This is a genomic window from Micromonospora sp. CA-248212, from assembly GCF_050948405.1.
GTDB lineage: Bacteria > Actinomycetota > Actinomycetes > Mycobacteriales > Micromonosporaceae > Micromonospora.
Genome location: NZ_CP192023.1, coordinates 63,219 through 78,986, shown reverse-complemented (window position 1 = coordinate 78,986; position 15,768 = coordinate 63,219). Strand labels below are relative to the sequence as shown.

At 71.2% G+C, this 15,768-nt stretch carries 15 protein-coding genes and 1 tRNA gene; 6 read left to right on the top strand and 10 right to left on the bottom strand.

What is annotated here, in order from left to right:
- Position 1: 1 nt before the first annotated feature.
- Together ACQP03_RS00380 and ACQP03_RS00375 are read left to right on the top strand one after the other, a co-directional pair.
- Positions 2 to 286 carry a hypothetical protein gene (locus ACQP03_RS00380; protein ID WP_357129454.1) on the top strand — a complete coding sequence of 95 codons (285 nt, stop codon included), beginning with the start codon at positions 2 to 4 and terminating at the stop codon, positions 284 to 286.
- A 2-nt stretch (positions 287 to 288) separates the two neighbouring features.
- The gene (locus tag ACQP03_RS00375; protein ID WP_357129451.1) at positions 289 to 939 is read left to right on the top strand and encodes an aminodeoxychorismate/anthranilate synthase component II; all 651 of its coding nucleotides are present in this window, start codon (positions 289 to 291) and stop codon (positions 937 to 939) included.
- A gap of 10 nt (positions 940 to 949) precedes the next feature.
- On the opposite strand, the gene ACQP03_RS00370 is transcribed toward ACQP03_RS00375, so the two are convergent.
- The 8 genes from ACQP03_RS00370 to ACQP03_RS00335 all read right to left on the bottom strand — a co-directional run bounded on the left by ACQP03_RS00370 (position 950) and on the right by ACQP03_RS00335 (position 10,660).
- Positions 950 to 1,585 (bottom strand): SanA/YdcF family protein, encoded by a 636-nt coding sequence (locus tag ACQP03_RS00370; RefSeq protein WP_357129448.1) that lies wholly within the window; start codon positions 1,583 to 1,585, stop codon positions 950 to 952.
- Between the two features lie 86 nt (positions 1,586 to 1,671).
- Positions 1,672 to 3,495 carry a Stk1 family PASTA domain-containing Ser/Thr kinase gene (gene pknB / locus ACQP03_RS00365; protein WP_357392191.1) on the bottom strand — a complete coding sequence of 608 codons (1,824 nt, stop codon included), beginning with the start codon at positions 3,493 to 3,495 and terminating at the stop codon, positions 1,672 to 1,674.
- Complete coding sequence (locus tag ACQP03_RS00360) at positions 3,492 to 4,898, bottom strand: serine/threonine-protein kinase (RefSeq protein WP_357129442.1); 1,407 nt, start codon at positions 4,896 to 4,898, stop codon at positions 3,492 to 3,494. Before ACQP03_RS00360 ends, pknB begins: the two co-directional genes overlap by 4 nt.
- A 1-nt stretch (position 4,899) precedes the next feature.
- Positions 4,900 to 6,405 carry a peptidoglycan D,D-transpeptidase FtsI family protein gene (locus ACQP03_RS00355; protein ID WP_357392193.1) on the bottom strand — a complete coding sequence of 502 codons (1,506 nt, stop codon included), beginning with the start codon at positions 6,403 to 6,405 and terminating at the stop codon, positions 4,900 to 4,902.
- Complete coding sequence (locus ACQP03_RS00350; protein ID WP_355048515.1) at positions 6,402 to 7,892, bottom strand: FtsW/RodA/SpoVE family cell cycle protein; 1,491 nt, start codon at positions 7,890 to 7,892, stop codon at positions 6,402 to 6,404. The genes ACQP03_RS00355 and ACQP03_RS00350 overlap by 4 nt, the downstream gene beginning before the upstream one ends.
- A gap of 30 nt (positions 7,893 to 7,922) precedes the next feature.
- Positions 7,923 to 9,383, bottom strand: coding sequence for a PP2C family protein-serine/threonine phosphatase (locus ACQP03_RS00345; protein WP_357129436.1), 1,461 nt, complete (start codon positions 9,381 to 9,383; stop codon positions 7,923 to 7,925).
- Positions 9,380 to 9,865: an FHA domain-containing protein FhaB/FipA gene (locus ACQP03_RS00340; protein ID WP_355048517.1), complete on the bottom strand. Its 486-nt coding sequence runs from the start codon at positions 9,863 to 9,865 to the stop codon at positions 9,380 to 9,382. Before ACQP03_RS00340 ends, ACQP03_RS00345 begins: the two co-directional genes overlap by 4 nt.
- Before the next feature lie 6 nt (positions 9,866 to 9,871).
- On the bottom strand, positions 9,872 to 10,660 hold the full coding sequence (locus ACQP03_RS00335) for an FhaA domain-containing protein (protein ID WP_007454122.1): 789 nt from the start codon (positions 10,658 to 10,660) through the stop codon (positions 9,872 to 9,874).
- Positions 10,661 to 10,867: 207 nt separating this feature from the next.
- Between ACQP03_RS00335 and ACQP03_RS00330 the strand changes: the two genes are divergently transcribed.
- From ACQP03_RS00330 to ACQP03_RS00320, 3 genes are all read left to right on the top strand, one after another.
- Positions 10,868 to 10,953 (top strand) — tRNA-Leu (locus ACQP03_RS00330).
- A gap of 65 nt (positions 10,954 to 11,018) precedes the next feature.
- Positions 11,019 to 12,134: an NAD-dependent epimerase/dehydratase family protein gene (locus ACQP03_RS00325; protein WP_357129432.1), complete on the top strand. Its 1,116-nt coding sequence runs from the start codon at positions 11,019 to 11,021 to the stop codon at positions 12,132 to 12,134.
- On the top strand, positions 12,131 to 12,937 hold the full coding sequence (locus tag ACQP03_RS00320) for a WecB/TagA/CpsF family glycosyltransferase (protein ID WP_355048519.1): 807 nt from the start codon (positions 12,131 to 12,133) through the stop codon (positions 12,935 to 12,937). Before ACQP03_RS00325 ends, ACQP03_RS00320 begins: the two co-directional genes overlap by 4 nt.
- Before the next feature lie 57 nt (positions 12,938 to 12,994).
- Here the strand turns inward: ACQP03_RS00320 and ACQP03_RS00315 are convergent, their stop codons facing one another.
- Complete coding sequence (locus tag ACQP03_RS00315; RefSeq protein ID WP_357129429.1) at positions 12,995 to 14,551, bottom strand: S8 family peptidase; 1,557 nt, start codon at positions 14,549 to 14,551, stop codon at positions 12,995 to 12,997.
- 214 nt (positions 14,552 to 14,765) lie between these two features.
- Between ACQP03_RS00315 and ACQP03_RS00310 the strand changes: the two genes are divergently transcribed.
- A complete protein-coding gene (locus tag ACQP03_RS00310) occupies positions 14,766 to 15,371 on the top strand; it encodes a hypothetical protein (protein ID WP_357171717.1) in 606 nt (201 codons plus the stop codon).
- On the opposite strand, the gene ACQP03_RS00305 is transcribed toward ACQP03_RS00310, so the two are convergent.
- Positions 15,339 to 15,737: a hypothetical protein gene (locus ACQP03_RS00305; RefSeq protein ID WP_357129423.1), complete on the bottom strand. Its 399-nt coding sequence runs from the start codon at positions 15,735 to 15,737 to the stop codon at positions 15,339 to 15,341. The two genes, ACQP03_RS00310 and ACQP03_RS00305, sit on opposite strands and share 33 nt — an antisense overlap.
- Positions 15,738 to 15,768 lie beyond the last annotated feature (31 nt).

Sequence of the window (15,768 nt, the reverse complement as noted above, 5' to 3'; positions counted from 1 at the left end):
GGTGTACGCGTTCATCTGGCGCAAGCTCCCGTTCGGGCTGGCCGGCAAGCTCGTCGGTTCGGTGCTGCTCGCGACCGCCACGGTGGCCCTGCTCTGGTATGTGGCCTTCCCGTGGGCCGAGCCCCTGCTGCCCTTCGACGACGTCCAGGTCACCCAGGACTCCGGCGTTCCCGGCGAGCCGAGCGACGGCGATGCGGTGACCGGCGACACGCCGACCGACGACGAGCACGACCTGCCGTACGACACGGAACGGAACAACCCCGAGCCGACCCCTTCGAGCAGGTGACGATGCGCGTCCTGGTGATCGACAACTACGACTCGTTCGTCTTCAACCTCGTGCAGTACCTGGGCCAGCTCGGCGTGGACTGCGACGTGCGCCGCAACGACGAGATCGACGTCGCCGACGTCGGCCGGCTGGGCGCGGCGGGCGTCCTGCTCTCACCCGGTCCGGGCAGTCCGGACCGCGCCGGCATCTGCCTGGACGTCATCCGGGAGTACGCGGGCAAGCTGCCGATCTTCGGCGTCTGCCTCGGTCACCAGGCCATCGGAGAGGCCTTCGGAGCGACCGTCACCCGGGCCCCCGAACTGCTGCACGGCAAGACCTCCGAGGTACGCCACCACTCCGTCGGCGTACTCGCCGGCCTGCCCGACCCGTTCACCGCCACCCGCTACCACTCGCTGGCCGTCCTGCCCGAGACGCTGCCGGACGAGCTGGAGGTCACCGGCTGGACCGGGTCCGGAGTGGTGATGGCGATGCGGCACCGGACGCTGCCCATCGAGGGTGTGCAGTTCCACCCGGAGTCGGTGCTCACCGAGGGCGGCCACCTGATGCTCGCCAACTGGCTGGCGAGCTGCGGTCACACCGAGGCGCTGGAGCGCGCGCCGGCGCTGGCCGCCGAGGTGGACGCCCGGCGGCTCGCCGCCTTCGCCACCACCTGAAAACGCCCGGTCAGCTCCGGAGGGCGTCCCGCACGGCCGGGCTCGCGGGTGACCGGACGGCGGGTGGCCGCTCCCGGAACGCGTCCCAGGCCGCCTTGCCGCTGGCCAGGTAGTCCCGGACCGCCTTACCGGCGAGCATCACGGAACCGCACCCGTCGCAGCGGGCGGCCACCCCGTCGACGTCGAGTCCGAGGTGCCGGCAGAGCGTCACCGCCCGGGACAGATGGTAGGACTGCGTCACGATCAGCGCGCGCTCGACGCCGTACACGTCCCGGGCGCGGACGCAGCTGTCGTACGTGTCCAGGCCGAACGGGTCCGCCACCACCCGTGCCGGGTCGACGCCGAGCCGCTCGGTCAGGTACGCGGTCATCACCGTCGGCTCATCGCCGGAGGTGCCGCCCCCGTCCCCGGACACCAACACCGCCCGCGCCCGACCGGTACGCACCAGCTCGGCGGCGGTCTCCAGACGGCCGGCGAGCCGGTCACCCGGTTGCCGTCCGTCCGCTGCCGCCGCCGTGCCGAGGACGATCACGACGTCGGCGGCGGGCGCCCCCGCCTCGTCGTGGGTGTGCCCGTGCGCGCCGATCGTCGTCCAGAGCCACGGGACGCTGCTCAGCGCCAGCACGACCACGCCCAGGACCGCCACGCGTCGCAGCCGCCGTCGCCAGCGACCCGCCGCCGGTGGGCGGTCGTCGACGGGTGTCCACAGGCCCGGCACCCGGATGCGGACGGCTATTCCCCGTCCATCCGGAACGGCGGGAAGATCGGCTGGCCCGTGCCGCCACCGCCGCCGGGCGGCGTCGGCGTGCCGCTCGGCGTCGGCGTCGGCGACCCCGGGGGCGTGGGCGTCTCCTCGACCGGCTCCGGGATGCCGACCTCGATGGTCACCGTCTTGCCCTGGGCCAGCTCGGTGCCGCCCTTCGGGTTCTGCTTCTGAACCCGGCCGGCCTCGGCGGCCGGCACCTCGTCGCCTTCGCGGAAGCTGACCACGTAACCCGCCGCGCGGAGCTCGGCGGCGGCGTCGTCCTTCGTGGAGTTGACGACGTTCGGCACCTTGCTCACATTGCCGCGTGAGACCTCGACGGTCACCTTGGTGTCCTGGGCGACGGTGGACCCAGATGGCGGATTGACCTTGACGACAATGCCCTTCTGCGCGGGATTGTCGACGGCCTTCTCCTCCACGACCAAGCCCAACCTTTCGAGCTGGGGCTTCACGTTCTCGAACTGCGAGTTGACCAGGCCCGGGGGAATCGTGACGTCGGGTTTGCCGTCGCAGATCTGGACGGTCACCGTGCTCGCCTGCTTCAGCCGGGCGCCCGCCGCCGGGTCCTGCTTGGCGACGGTGCCCTTCGTGCAGTCGTTGGCCAGGACGGGATCGCCGACCACCGGGTTGAAGCCCGCGTTGCGGATCTCGGTGACCGCCACGTCGCGTGTCTTGCCGGCGAGCGTCGGCACCGCCTTCAGGTCCTTGTCCTGCTGCTGACTCCACAGCAGCGCGGCGACCAGGGCGATCACCGCCAGCACGCCGACCGCGCTGAACAGGGCGATCAGCCAGGAGGACGCCTTACGCTGACGCGGGTCGCCGACCCGGGCCGGGATCTGCCGGGTCTGCTGCCCGGTGGCGGCCGGCGGGTAGCCGGCGGCACCGCCGCCGGCCGGGGCCATCGCCACCGTCTCCGCCTCGCGCAGCACCGGAGTGGCCAGCACCGGTCGCCCGGCGGCGGCACGCAGCAGGTCGGCGCGCATCTCACCGGCACTCTGGTAGCGGTTCAGCGGGTTCTTCGACAGCGCCTTGAGCACGATCGCGTCGACCGCCGGAGTGACGTCCGGGTTGATGTCGCTCGGGGTCGGCGGAGTCTCCCGGACGTGCTGGTACGCGACGCTGACCGGGCTGTCACCCACGAACGGCGGGTGACCACAGACCAGCTCGAAGAGGACGCAGCCGGCCGCGTACACGTCGGAGCGGGCGTCCACGGCCTCACCGCGCGCCTGCTCCGGCGACAGGTACTGAGCCGTGCCGATGACCGCGCTGGTCTGCGTCATGGTGGTCGCGCCGCTGGCCAGTGCCCGGGCGATACCGAAGTCCATCACCTTGACCTGGCCGGTCTGGGTGAGCATGACGTTGCCCGGCTTGATGTCCCGGTGGATGATCCCGTGCCGGTGGCTGAACTCCAAGGCCGCGCACATGTCGGCGCAGATCTCCAGCGCACGGCGGGGCTGCAACCGGCCCTCGACGCCGAGGACCTCCTTCAACGTCCGTCCGTTGACGAACTCCATGACGATGAAGGGCAACGTCTCGCCGGTCGGGGCGGTCTCCTCGCCGGTGTCGTAGACCGCCACGATCGCCGGGTGGTTGAGCGACGCCGCGTTCTGCGCCTCCCGGCGGAAGCGCATCTGGAACGTCGCGTCCCGGGCGAGGTCGGTACGGAGCATCTTGATCGCGACGTCCCGACCGAGCCGGAGGTCGCGACCGCGATGCACCTCGGCCATGCCGCCGTAGCCGAGCAGCTCGCCGACCTGGTACCTGCCACCGAGCAGGCGGGCCTGCGCTGTCATCGCGTCTGTCGTCCTTCGCTCGTCGTCGTCCCGCCGTCACCCGGCCGGAGTCGTACCTCACGACGGTACGACGTCCGGGTCGCATCGTCGCGTCCGTCGAGCCGCAGCGCGCCGGACGTCACGGTTTGTGAAGTCGTCGCCCCGGACGTACCCGTCTGCGACGCCTTCCGCAGTTTGTAGGAAATCACGCCGGAGCAGAGCAGGACCAGTAAGGCCAGCAGGATGGCGACGAGCACCATCCCGGGTCGGGACCGGCTGGGCTCGGACGCCGCACCGGCCGGCCGGGCGTACGCCGGAGGGTGTTCCTGCCGGGTCTGTGCCGGCGGCACCGCCGCGGCGCCGCGCGGATAGCCGGCCTGGGCGACCGGCGGCCGGGCGTGCGGTACGGCCGGCGCGACCGCGGTCGGACGGGGTTGTTGGGCCGGCGTGACCGCGGTCGGTCGCTGCCCGACGGACGGCTGCCGGTGTGGCGCGCCCGGCGGGCGGAACTGCTGCGCCTGCGGCACCTGCGCCCGCCCGGGGGCGGCGGGCGAGGACGGCGCCCCGGAGATCGGCGCGGAGTGACCACCGGACCGGGCCTGCTGGGACAGCGCGGCCTTGAGCTGCCGGGCGACCGAGGCGAGGGCGGCGGCACTCGGCCAGCGGGCGGCCGGGTCCTTGGCCAACGCCCGCTCGACGACCGCCCGGACCTGCGGCGGGATGTCGTTGGGCAGTGGGCGGGGCGTCTCCCGGACGTGCCGCATGGCGATGTCGAGCGGGTTGTCCCCCTCGAACGGTCGCCGGCCGGCGAGGCACTGGTAGGCGACCACGCCGAGCGCGTACACGTCGGACGCCGGGGTGGCCACCTGCCCGGTGGCCTGCTCCGGCGAGATGTACGAGGCGGTGCCGAGCACCGAGCCGGCGGCGGTGAGCTGGCCGACGATGTCCGAGCGGGCGATGCCGAAGTCGGTCAGCACGAGCGTGCCGTTCGGCCGGACCAGCAGGTTGCCCGGCTTCACGTCGCGGTGCACGATGCCCTTCTCGTGCGCGGCGTGCAGGGCGTCCGCGGCCTGCGCGACGAGCGCCATGGTGCGGGCCGGGGTGAGCCGGCCGACCCGGCTGAGCGTGGAGGACAGGGCGTCGCCCTCGACGTACTCCATGACCAGGAACGCGATCTGCTGATCGTTGCCGAAGTCGTAGACGTCGACGACTCCGGGGTGGTTGATCGTGGCCATCGTCCGGGCCTCGCCCCGGAACCGCTCGGCGAAGTCCGGGTCGTCGAGCAACGCCGGGAGCAAGCTCTTCACCGCGACCGTCCGGCCGAGCACCTGGTCGGTGCCGCGCCAGACGTCGCCCATGCCGCCGCTTGCGATCCGCTCGTCGAGGCGGTAGCGGTTGCCGAGCTGGACGCCGGGGCTGAGCATGTCAGCGGCCCCCCGGGTCGGCGATGGCGGCCCGCATGATCTGGCCACCGATCCGGGCCGCCTCTGCGCTGCCACCGCTGCCGGCCTGCTCCAGTACGACACACACGGCCGAGACCGGGTTGCCGTTCTTGTCCAGGGCGAAGCCGATGAACCAGCCGTGGTCGGGGCGGTCCGGCGCCGACTGCGCCGTACCGGTCTTGCCGCCAACCGTGTAACCGCTGATCGCCGCCTTCTGGCCGGTGCCCTTCTGCACCACGCTGACCATCATGTCGCGCAGGTCGGAGGCGACCTGCGGCTCGACGGGCTGGCGCAGCTCCCGTGCCTTCGCGGTGTAGTAGCTGGTGGTCCGGTCCGGGGCGAGGAGCTGCCGGACCAGGTACGGCCGCATCTGGCTGCCGCCGTTGGCGACCGCCCCGGCGATCATCGCGCCCTGCAACGGGGTCATCCGGACGTTGTTCTGACCGATCGAGGACTGGGCCAGCGCGGCCGGGTCGGTGCTGCCGTCCGGGTTCTGCATGTCGCCGGTCCGGCTGGCCGCCGTCCGCAGGCCGCCCTCGCCGAGCTGGCCGACGGTGAGGTCCTCCTGCTCGAAGCCGAACTGACGGGCCTTCTCCTTGACCTTGTCCGCGCCGAGCCGCACGCCGAGCTGCGCGAAGCCCGTGTTGCAGGATTCGGTGACCGCCTCCTGGAGGGTGACCTGCGGCTCGGGGCAGATCGACGCTGCGGCGTTACGGATCGGGCTGCCCGAGGTGGGCGGTGTGTAGCTGGACCCGGCCGGGATCGGGGTCGACTTGGTGACGCCGTTCTCCAACGCCGCCGCGGCAACCACGATCTTGAAGGTGGAGCCCGGGGGCAGCGTCTCGGAGAGGGCGCGGTTCTTCAGCGGACCGTCCGGGTTCTGCTCCAGCTTGTTGATCTCCGCAGCCGCCGCGGTCGTGTCGTGGCTGACGAGCGGGTTCGGGTCGAAGCTGGGCATCGACACCAGGGCCTGCACCGCGCCGGTGCGCGGGTCGATGGCGATCGCCGCGCCCCTCTTCGCCTCCACCTGGTTGTTGCGCATCTGGTCGTACGCCACGTCCTGCGCCCGCTTCGAGAGCGTCAGCAGCACGTTGCCGCCGGCGGTCTCGTCGCCGGTGAACATGTCCTTGAACCGGTCGCCGATCAACTGGTCGCTGGTGCCGGCCAGGAAGTCGTTCTCCAACTGCTCGATGCCGGTGTCGGCCAGGTTGACCGGCTTGTAGCCGAGCACATGGGCGTACTTGGCGCCGCCCGGGTAGGTGCGCTGGAACTTCAGCTTGCCGGTGGTCTCCTTGCTGGTGGCCAACGCGGTGCCGCCGGCCTCGATGTTGCCGCGCTTGCGCTTGTAGTCGGCGACCTGGACCCGACCGTTGTAGTCACTGGTGCGGTACTCGTCGGCCTTGTACGCCTGGATCCAGTTCAGGTTCGCGAAGAGCAGACCGAACAGGACCATGACGACGACACCGACACGACGCAGGGGTGCGTTCACGGCTTGATCACCTCCGTGGGAGCACCGTGCAACTGCTCGGGCGGACCACCCGCCGGTCGGGCCGCCTTGCCGGCGCCACCGGTAACCGGCCGCCGGGCCCCGTCGGAGACCCGCAGCAGGACCGCGATGAGCAGCCAGTTCGCCATCAACGACGAGCCACCGGCGGACAGGAACGGCGTGGTCTGGCCGGTCAGCGGGATCAGTTTGCTGATGCCGCCGACGATCACGAAGACCTGGAGGCCCAGGGTGAAGGCGAGACCGCCGGCGAGCAGCTTGCCGAACGAGTCACGGACCGCCAGCGCGGCGCGCAGACCCCGCTCCACGATCAGCAGGTAGACCACCAGCAGCGCGGAGAGACCGAAGAGGCCGATCTCCTCACCGATGCCGGCGAAGATGAAGTCGTTCTGCACCTCGGGCAGGATGTCCGGCTGACCGCCGCCCGGTCCCGCGCCGAAGAGCCCGCCCGTGCCGAGGGCGAGCAGGCCCTGGACGAGCTGATAGCCCTTGTCGGTCGGGTCGGCGAACGGGTCCAGCCAGATCTCGGCGCGCACGTAGAAGTTGGCGAACGGCCCGCCGACCGTCGAACCGAGGACGTACGCGAGGTAGGCCCCGCCGAAGAAGAGGAGTAGACCGATCAGCAGCCAACTGACCCGTTCGGTGGCGATGTAGAGGGTCACCACGAACATGCCGAAGTACAGCAAGGAGGTGCCGAGGTCCTTCTCGAAGACCAGCACCAGGAGGCTGATCAACCAGACCACGACCACCGGACCGAGGTCCCGACCGCGCGGGAAGTCGATACCGAGGAACCGCCGGCTCGCCAGCGAGAGCACCTCGCGTTTGCGCACCAGGTAGTACGCGAAGAAGACCAGCAGCGCCAGCTTGGCGAACTCACCCGGCTGGATCGAGAACCCGCCGAGGCGGATCCACAGCTTGGCGCCGTTGATCTCGGACATGCTGCGCGGCAGCACCGCCGGGAGCATCACCAGCACGATGCCGGCGAGTCCCAGGGTGTACGCGTACCGGGACACCGAACGGTGGTCGCGCATGATCGCGAGCAGGCCCGCGGCGAGGATCACCGAGGCGAGCGTCCAGGCGAGCTGCCGGCCGCCGATGCCGGCGAACGTGGCCAGGTCCTCCCGGTCCACCGGCGCGGCCTCACCCAGGTCGATCCGGCGCAGGAAGCCCACGCCGAGACCGTTGAGCAGGGCCACCGCCGGCAGCAGAGCCGGATCGGCGAACGGGGCGAGGAACCGGATGACCAGGTGCAGGCCGAGGAAGACCGCCCCGAGCGCGGCGGCGGGCATCCAGAAGTCCGGAGTGACCGTGTCCAGGAGGTTCGCCTCGACGGTCGCCATGTACGCGGCCACCAGCACCATGGCCAGCAGCAACAGGGACAGCTCGGCGTTGCGCCGGGACCGGGCCAGGCGTACGCCGGACTCCCCGCCCGTGGTGGCGGGCGAGGATGCCGGTGTGGCCGCTACGGTCACGGGTGGAGTCCTTGGGATCTCAGTCGACGCTCACTCAGGAGACCGGCAGCCGGCCGGGTCGAGCGCCGGCGGTGCCGAGTCGGAGGGCGTGGCGTCGGGTGCGGTGGTCGGATCGGTCCCGCCGGCGGTGGCCGCCGTGGTCGGGCTCGCGCTGAGGACCCCGTTCACCGACGCGCTGGGGCTGGTGGCCGGCGTCGGGGACGTCGCGGGCGGGGTCGGGGATGGAGTGGGCGTCGGCGAGCCGGTCACCGCGCCCGTATCGGGCAGACAGAGCGGCTTCAGGTTCGGGTTGGTCGGCGTGTCGCTGGTCAGCTCCGCGAGCTGCCGCTCGGCGTCCGGCTCGCTCTTGGCGCGGATGCCCACCTTGACCGTGTCCTGGGCGGCGACGGTGAGGTCGTCCAACCGGGTGCCGCTGGTGCGGTGCACGGTGGACAGGTCCATCCCGGCGATCTGCCCCTGGATGCCGCGGAAGACGGCGACCTGGCCCTCGTCGGTGGCGCCCACGTAGTACTGGCGCTGGGTGTACGTCCAGCCGGCGAAGAGTCCGCCGCCGAGGATCACCAGAAGGGCCACGGCCATGGCGGTGGCGCGTACCGGCCGGCGCTTGCGCGGTTCCGGCTCGTCGTCCGCGGCGGCGGGCTCCTCGGGCGCGGCGGGGCGCGGCGCGGAGAGCGCCGAGGCCCGGGCGGCCGGGGTCGAGTCGTCGGCGGAGGTGGCCATGCCCCGGTCCCGGGCGGCGGCACCGCCGACGATCGGGGTCGCCTCGACGATGTCGTGGTCGGTGGCATCGGCGATGATCACCGTGATGTTGTCCGGGCCGCCGCCGCGAAGCGCGAGCTGCACCAGCCGCTCGACGCACTGCTGCGGGTCGGTGTACTCGCGCAGGGTCTCGCCGATGGTCTCGGCGCTCACCACCCCGGAGAGGCCGTCGCTGCAGATCAGGTAGCGGTCACCGGGGAGCACCTGGCGCACCGAGTACTCCGGGTCGATGTCCCGGCCGTCCAGCGCGCGGGTCAGCAGCGACCGCTGTGGGTGGCTGCTGGCCTCCTCGGCGCTGATCCGGCCCTCGTCGACGAGCATCTGGACGTACGTGTCGTCCTTGGTGATCTGCGCGAACTCACCGTTGCGCAGCAGATAGGCCCGCGAGTCACCGATGTGGACCATCCCCAGCTTGCTGCCGGAGAAGAGGGTCGCCGTCAGTGTGGTGCCCATCCCCTCCAGCTGCGGGTTGGCGTCCACCGTGTCGCGGAGCTGTTGGTTGGCGGTGCCCACGGCCGAACGCAGCGCGTCGACGAGGGCGTCCCCGGGGACATCCTCGTCGAGCGGCGCCATGGCACCGATGACGATGTTGCTGGCGACGTCACCGGCGGCCATGCCGCCCATGCCGTCGGCAACGGCGAGTAGCCGCGGCCCGGCGTAGACGGAGTCTTGATTGCCGTCACGGATCAGACCGCGGTCGCTGTGGGCCGCATAGCGCAGGGTCAGAGTCATGGCCGTAATTCGAGGGAAGTGCGGCCGATCCGGATCGGCACGCCGAGGGGTACGGGGGTTGGTCCGGTGACCTTAGCGCGATCCAGGTACGTGCCGTTAGTCGAGCCGAGATCCTCGACGAACCACTGACCCTCGCGCGGTAGGAGTCTCGCGTGCCGCGCGGAGGCGTAGTCGTCGGTGATGACCAGGGTGGAGTCCTCGGCCCGACCGATGGTGATCTGCGCTTCACCGAGAGTGATGCGGGTGCCGGCCAACTGACCGGCGGTGACCACCAGCTGGTGGGCCGCCCTACCCCGCTTCGCCTTCGCCGGTTTGGCCGCCTGCCCCGTCGAGGCGCCAACCGCGCGCGGTGCCGCCACCAGGCGACCGGATCGGGCTCCCGCGAAGAGATCTCGGCGGATCACGCCGACCACCGTGAACACGAAGATCCACAGCAGGATCAGGAACCCGAACCGGGCAACGGTGATGACCAGTGCCGGCAAGGCGGCTCAGCCGTCCACGCGGAAGGTCAGCGTCGTGGTGCCGAGCTGGACCATGTCACCCGGGTTCAGCGCGACGGCGGAGACCCGCTGCCCGTTGACCATGGTGCCGTTGGTGGAACCCAGATCGGTCAGCACAACCTGGCCGCCGTCGAAATCCAGTCGGGCGTGTCGCCGGGAGATACCGACGTCGGGCAGGCGCAGGTTCGCCTGGTCGCCGCGACCGATCACCGTCGACCCCATCTGGAGGGGGTAGGTGCGTCCGTCACCGGAGACCAGCCGCACGTTGCGACCGCCACCGTGCCCAGGCGGCGGGCCGTAGCCGCCACCCTGGTCGTACGCGGGGTAGGCGGGCGGACCGGCGTCGTAGCCGGGCGCCGACACCGGGGCGACCTCGCCGCCGGTGTAGACCTCGGCGGTGACGCGGAACATGCCCGTGTCCAGGCCCTCGCCCCGCTCGATCTCCACGATCACGTCGCCGTAGACCGTCCAGGCCTGCTCGCCGATGAACTCCGCCTGCGACTGGGCCAACTCCTGGGCCAGCGCGGCGGCGTACGGCGCCAGACGACTGTGGTCGAACGGCGAGAGATCGATCACGTAGCGGTTGGGCACCAACGTGCGCCCACCGGCCAGGATCGCCTTGTGCGCCTCGGCCTCCCGCTGCATGGCGTTGAGGATCTCCACGGGGTGGACCACCCCTTTGAAGACCTTGGCGAAAGCCCCTTCGACCAGGCCTTCCAGACGCTTCTCGAAGCGTTGCAGCACGCTCACCGGCTCCTCCTCGGGTCCCGAGGACATGATGGTATCCGGCCGGCGCGCGCGCAGCTCACACGCCGCTCGGCCGCCTGCTCCCGACCCGTTCGGAAGGACCGGGACCACCGTGCTAATCTTTCGTCCGCCACGAACGGTAACCGCTCGTGGCGAGCGTCTGGGACAGCGTAGTATTCCCGGGGCCTGTTGGAGACAGCGGGTTCGGGGCGGCTATAGTGTCCCGGGTCGTGCCACGGGGATGTGGCGGAATGGCAGACGCGCACGGTTCAGGTCCGTGTGCCCGAAAGGGCGTGGGGGTTCAACTCCCCCCATCCCCACCAAAAGGCGAGGGCTCCGCTTGATGCGGGGCCCTTCCGTCATATCGGGGCGTGCCGGGCGTCACGCTATGCTCCGATGGTTTCTGCCTCCGATGGACCAGGAGTGGCGTGTGAGTGTCGCGTTGGTGACCGGGTCGGGCGGTCTGATCGGCTCCGAGGCGGTCCGGCACTTCGCCGGCCTCGGTCTGGACGTCGTCGGCATCGACAACGACATGCGCCGGTACTTCTTCGGAGAGGACGGCTCCACCTCGTGGAGCCTGGAGCGGCTCGGCCGCGACCTCGGTAACTCCTACACCCACTACCCCGTGGACATCCGGGACCGGGACGGCCTGGAGCAGGTGTTCAAGAAGTACGGCTCGGACATCGCCGTGGTGATCCACAGCGCTGCCCAGCCCAGCCACGACTGGGCGGCCAAGGAGCCGTACACGGACTTCGACGTGAACGCCGGTGGCACGCTCAACATGCTGGAGAACACCCGCCAGCACGCGATCGAGGCGGCGTTCATCCACTGCTCGACCAACAAGGTCTACGGCGACCGGCCCAACAGCCTGCCGCTGGTCGAGCTGGAAACCCGGTACGAGCTGCCCGAGGACCACCGCTGGTACGAGGGCATCACCGAGGAGATGTCGATCGACCACTCGTTGCACTCGGTCTTCGGCGCCTCGAAGGTGGCCGCGGACGTGATGGTGCAGGAGTACGGCCGCTACTTCGACATGAGGACCGCCTGTTTCCGGGGCGGCACCCTGACCGGCCCGGCCCACTCGGCCGCCGAGCTGCACGGATTCCTGGCGTACCTGATGCGCTGCGTCATGGAGGGCCGGACGTACAACCTGTTCGGCTACAAGGGCAAGATGGTCCGCGACGCGATCCACTCGCACGACGTGCTGACCGCGTTCGAGGCGTTCTTCCGGGCCCCCCGCTCGGCCGAGGTCTACAACCTCGGTGGCGGCCGGCACTCCAACACCTCCCACATCGAGGCGTTCGCGATCGCCCAGGAGATCACCGGCCGTGAGGCGCGGATCAACTACGTCGAGCAGAACCGCACCGGCGACCACCAGTGGTACGTGAGCAGCATGGCCCGCTTCGAGGCGCAGTACCCGGACTGGAAGATCACGTACGACGTGCCGATGATCCTCCGGGAGATCTACGAGGCGAACGTGGACAAGTGGGTGCCGCAGCCATGACTCCGCAGACCAAGCGCAACGTGCTCGGCGTCCTCGTGGACGCCACCGACTACGCCTCGGCGACCGACGCGGTGGTGACCGCGGCGCACGAGCGGCGGCCCCTGGCGCTGACGGCGTTGGCCGTGCACGGCGTGATGACCGGGGTGCTCGATCCGGCGCACAACGCCCGGTTGAACTCCTTCGACGTGGTCACCCCCGACGGGCAGCCGGTGCGCTGGGCGCTCAACCTGCTGCACGGCGCCGGCCTCACCGACCGGGTCTACGGGCCGACGTTGACGCTGCACGTGCTCTCCCGGTTCGCCGACGAGGGGCTGCCCGTCTACCTGTACGGCTCGACCGAGGAGACGCTGGCGAAGCTGATCCCGGCGTTGGAGCGGATGTTCCCGGCCCTGAAGATCGCCGGGGTGGAGCCGTCGAAGTTCCGCGCGGTCCAGCCGGGCGAGGACGCCGAGATCGCCGACCGGATCCGGTCCAGCGGCGCCCGGCTCGTCCTGGTCGGGCTCGGCTGCCCGCGCCAGGAGGTCTTCACGTACGCCATGCGCCCGCTGCTGGACATGCCGATGATGGCGGTCGGCGCCGCGTTCGACTACCACGCCGGGCTGCTGCGCCAACCTCCGCCGTGGATGCAGCGCGCCGGCCTGGAGTGGTTCTGGCGGCTCGGGCTGGAGCCGAAGCGGCTCTGGCGTCGCTACGTGATCCTCAACCCGGCCTACCTGGCTCGGCTCGCCGGCCAGAAGACCGGCCTGTGGAAGGCCCGCCCGCCGGCCCCGGCGACCGAGCGGCCGGCCACCTTCGCGGTCTAGGACGACACGAGGCCCCACCGGGATCGTCCGGATGGGGCCTCGTCCCTGGGGAACAGGTCAGACGGTCAGGGTCCAGCTGTTGATGTAGCCGGTGTCCGCCGAGTAGGTGTCGCGCACCTGGAGCCGCCAGGTGCCGTCCGCCGCCTCGCCGGAGAGGTTGACCGAGTACGTGGCGTTCACGTTGTCGGCGCTGTCCGAGGTGCTGCTGTTCTTCAGCCGGTACGAGCTGCCGTCCGGGGCGAGCAGGTCGATCACCAGGTCACCGCGGTAGGTGTGCACGATGTTCACCGCCACCGTGGCGGCCGAGGAGGCGTTGCGGCCACAGCCGGAGATGGTGACCGAGCTGGTCACCGCCGCGCCCGCGTCCGGGATCGAGACGTCGGTGCCGTTGGTGCCGGTGCAGCCGGTGGGCGGCGGGGTGGTGCCGCCGCTGCCCACATAGAGCAGCAGGTTCGGTGAGCCCGAGCCGGCATTGCTGACCACGTTCGGGGTGGCGTTGGACACCAACTGGTCGCGTACCTGAGCCGGGGTCCAGCTCGGGTTGGCGCTGGCCACCAGGGCCGCTGCCCCGACCACGTGCGGCGTGGCCATCGAGGTGCCGCTGATCGTGTTGGTCGCGGTGTTGCTGGTGTACCAGGCCGAGGTGATCGACGAGCCGGGCGCGAAGATGTCCAGGCAGGTGCCGATGTTGGAGAACGACGAGCGGGCGTCCGAGCTGGTCGTCGAGCCGACCGTGATCGCCTCCGTGGTCCGCGCCGGCGAGGTGTTGCAGGCGTTCGCGCCGTTGTCGTTGCCGGCCGCGAGGCCGTACGTCACGCCGGAGGCGATCGAGTTGCGGACGGCGGTGTCCAGCGAGCTGTTCGCCCCGCCGCCGAGGCTCATGTTCGCCACGGCCGGCTTGATCGCGTTCTGGGTGACCCAGTCGACGCCGGCGATCACACCGGCGTTGGTGCCGCTGCCGGAGCAGTTCAGCACGCGTACGCCGACCAACTGGACGCCCTTCGCGACCCCGTACGTCGAGCCGCCGACAGTGCCGGCGACGTGCGTGCCGTGCCCGTTGCAGTCGTCGGCCGACCCGCCGTCCACGGCGTCGTAGCCGGAGGTGGCCCGGCCGCCGAAGTCGTTGTGGGAGAAGCGGATGCCGGTGTCGATGATGTAGGCGTGCACGTTGCTCGCCGTGTTCGGGTACGTGTAGGAGCTGTCCAGCGGCAGGTTGCGCTGGTCGATGCGGTCGAGGCCCCAGGACGGCGGGTTGGCCTGCGTTCCGGAGATGGACACGGTGTGGTTCTGCTCGACGTACGCGACAGCCGGGTCGGCGGCGATCCGTGCCGCTGCCGCCGCGCTGACGGTGACCTCGAAGCCCCGCAGTGCGGTGCCGTAGGTGCGGGCGACCTTCCCGCCGTGCCGGCCGGTCAGCCGTTGCGCGGTGTCGCCGACCTGGTGGGGCGCCACGGTGCCGTCCTTGAGGACGACGATGTAGCTGTCCGGCACGGCGGTGGCTCCGCCAGCCTCCCGTACGACGCCCACCGGCTCGGCGGCCAGAGCCGGGGCACCGACGGCCAGCACGGTCGCGGTGGCCACCCCGACCAGTGCGAACCTGCGTGGAAGACCCATCTCCCTACCTCCCTCCGACCGGCGGCGAAGCGCGACCACCGGCACCTTCGATCGACAACTGCCGATCTCGCTGAGAGTAGGTCCGCCGGTGCGACAGATAAACATGTCGAAACGTCCATCACCCGGATGGGATGCCCCTACGGGCCCGACCTCCGGGGCCAACGGGGGTCCGGCCCCGATTCACCGCACCGAAGAACGGGAAAGACTCTCCGACATGGAGAGTCAGCTCACCATCCTGTTGCCGGTCGCCGCCGTCTGGCTGGCCGCCGGGGTCCTGGCCGACCGACTGCCCCGGCTGCGCGACGCGCGTGCGCTCCGTCGGCGTACCGGATGGTTGCTGGCGCTCGCGCTGGTCGGCCTCGCGCTGATCGCGGCGGTGGCCGTCGGCGGCCTGACGAGCGCCGGGGCCGCGCCGATCGATCGTGCCGGCGCCGGGCTCACCCTCGCCACCGGCCCGGCGCTCGTGGTGGCCGTCTGCTCGATACGGCGAATCCGCCGGCTGCGGGCCGGGGCCGGAGCGTTCGACAGCGCACCCGGCACACCCGCCCCGCACGGGCTGCGGGCCGCCGCGGCCCACCCGCTCGTCGGCGTGCCGTTGCAGGTCACCGCCCTGGCGACACTTCCGGCGGTGATCGCGGCGGCCGGCACGGACCTCGGCGCCGAGCCCGGGATCACCGGCCCGGCGATCACCGTCGGCGCACTGGCGGTGGCGGCCATCGGGGTCCGGCACGCGCTGCGACACAGCCGGCTCATCGAGCGGGCGCAGCCCACCGCCGCCGCCACGCGGTCAGCGCGAGCGGCCGATCCCCTGCACGTATAGAAGCTCCAGGATCGCCCGGGTCGCCTCGAACCAGCGGTCCAGCCAGCCGGGCGGCGGCACGCTGCCCTTCGGCGGCAGCTCCAGCAGCAGGCCCCGCAGCAGCGGGTGGTCCGCGAGCGAACCGGTGGGCTCCATCGGCCAGCCGGTCGGCGGGAACGACGGTTCGACCAGCGGGTTCGGGTCCAGCGACGGCAGTGAGAGCGGCGCGTCCCCGGCGTCCGGGGCCGACACGTCCCGCCCGTTCAACTCCTGGTCGGTCGAGACCACCTCGGTCAGTACGGTGTCCCGACGCGCCCCGCGGTACTTGCCACCGAACCGCTCCGGCTTGCCCGGACCGTTGGTGAGGTTCTCTGAACCGATCGTCATCCGTCTCGCCTACCTCGCTCGGTTGCGGTCG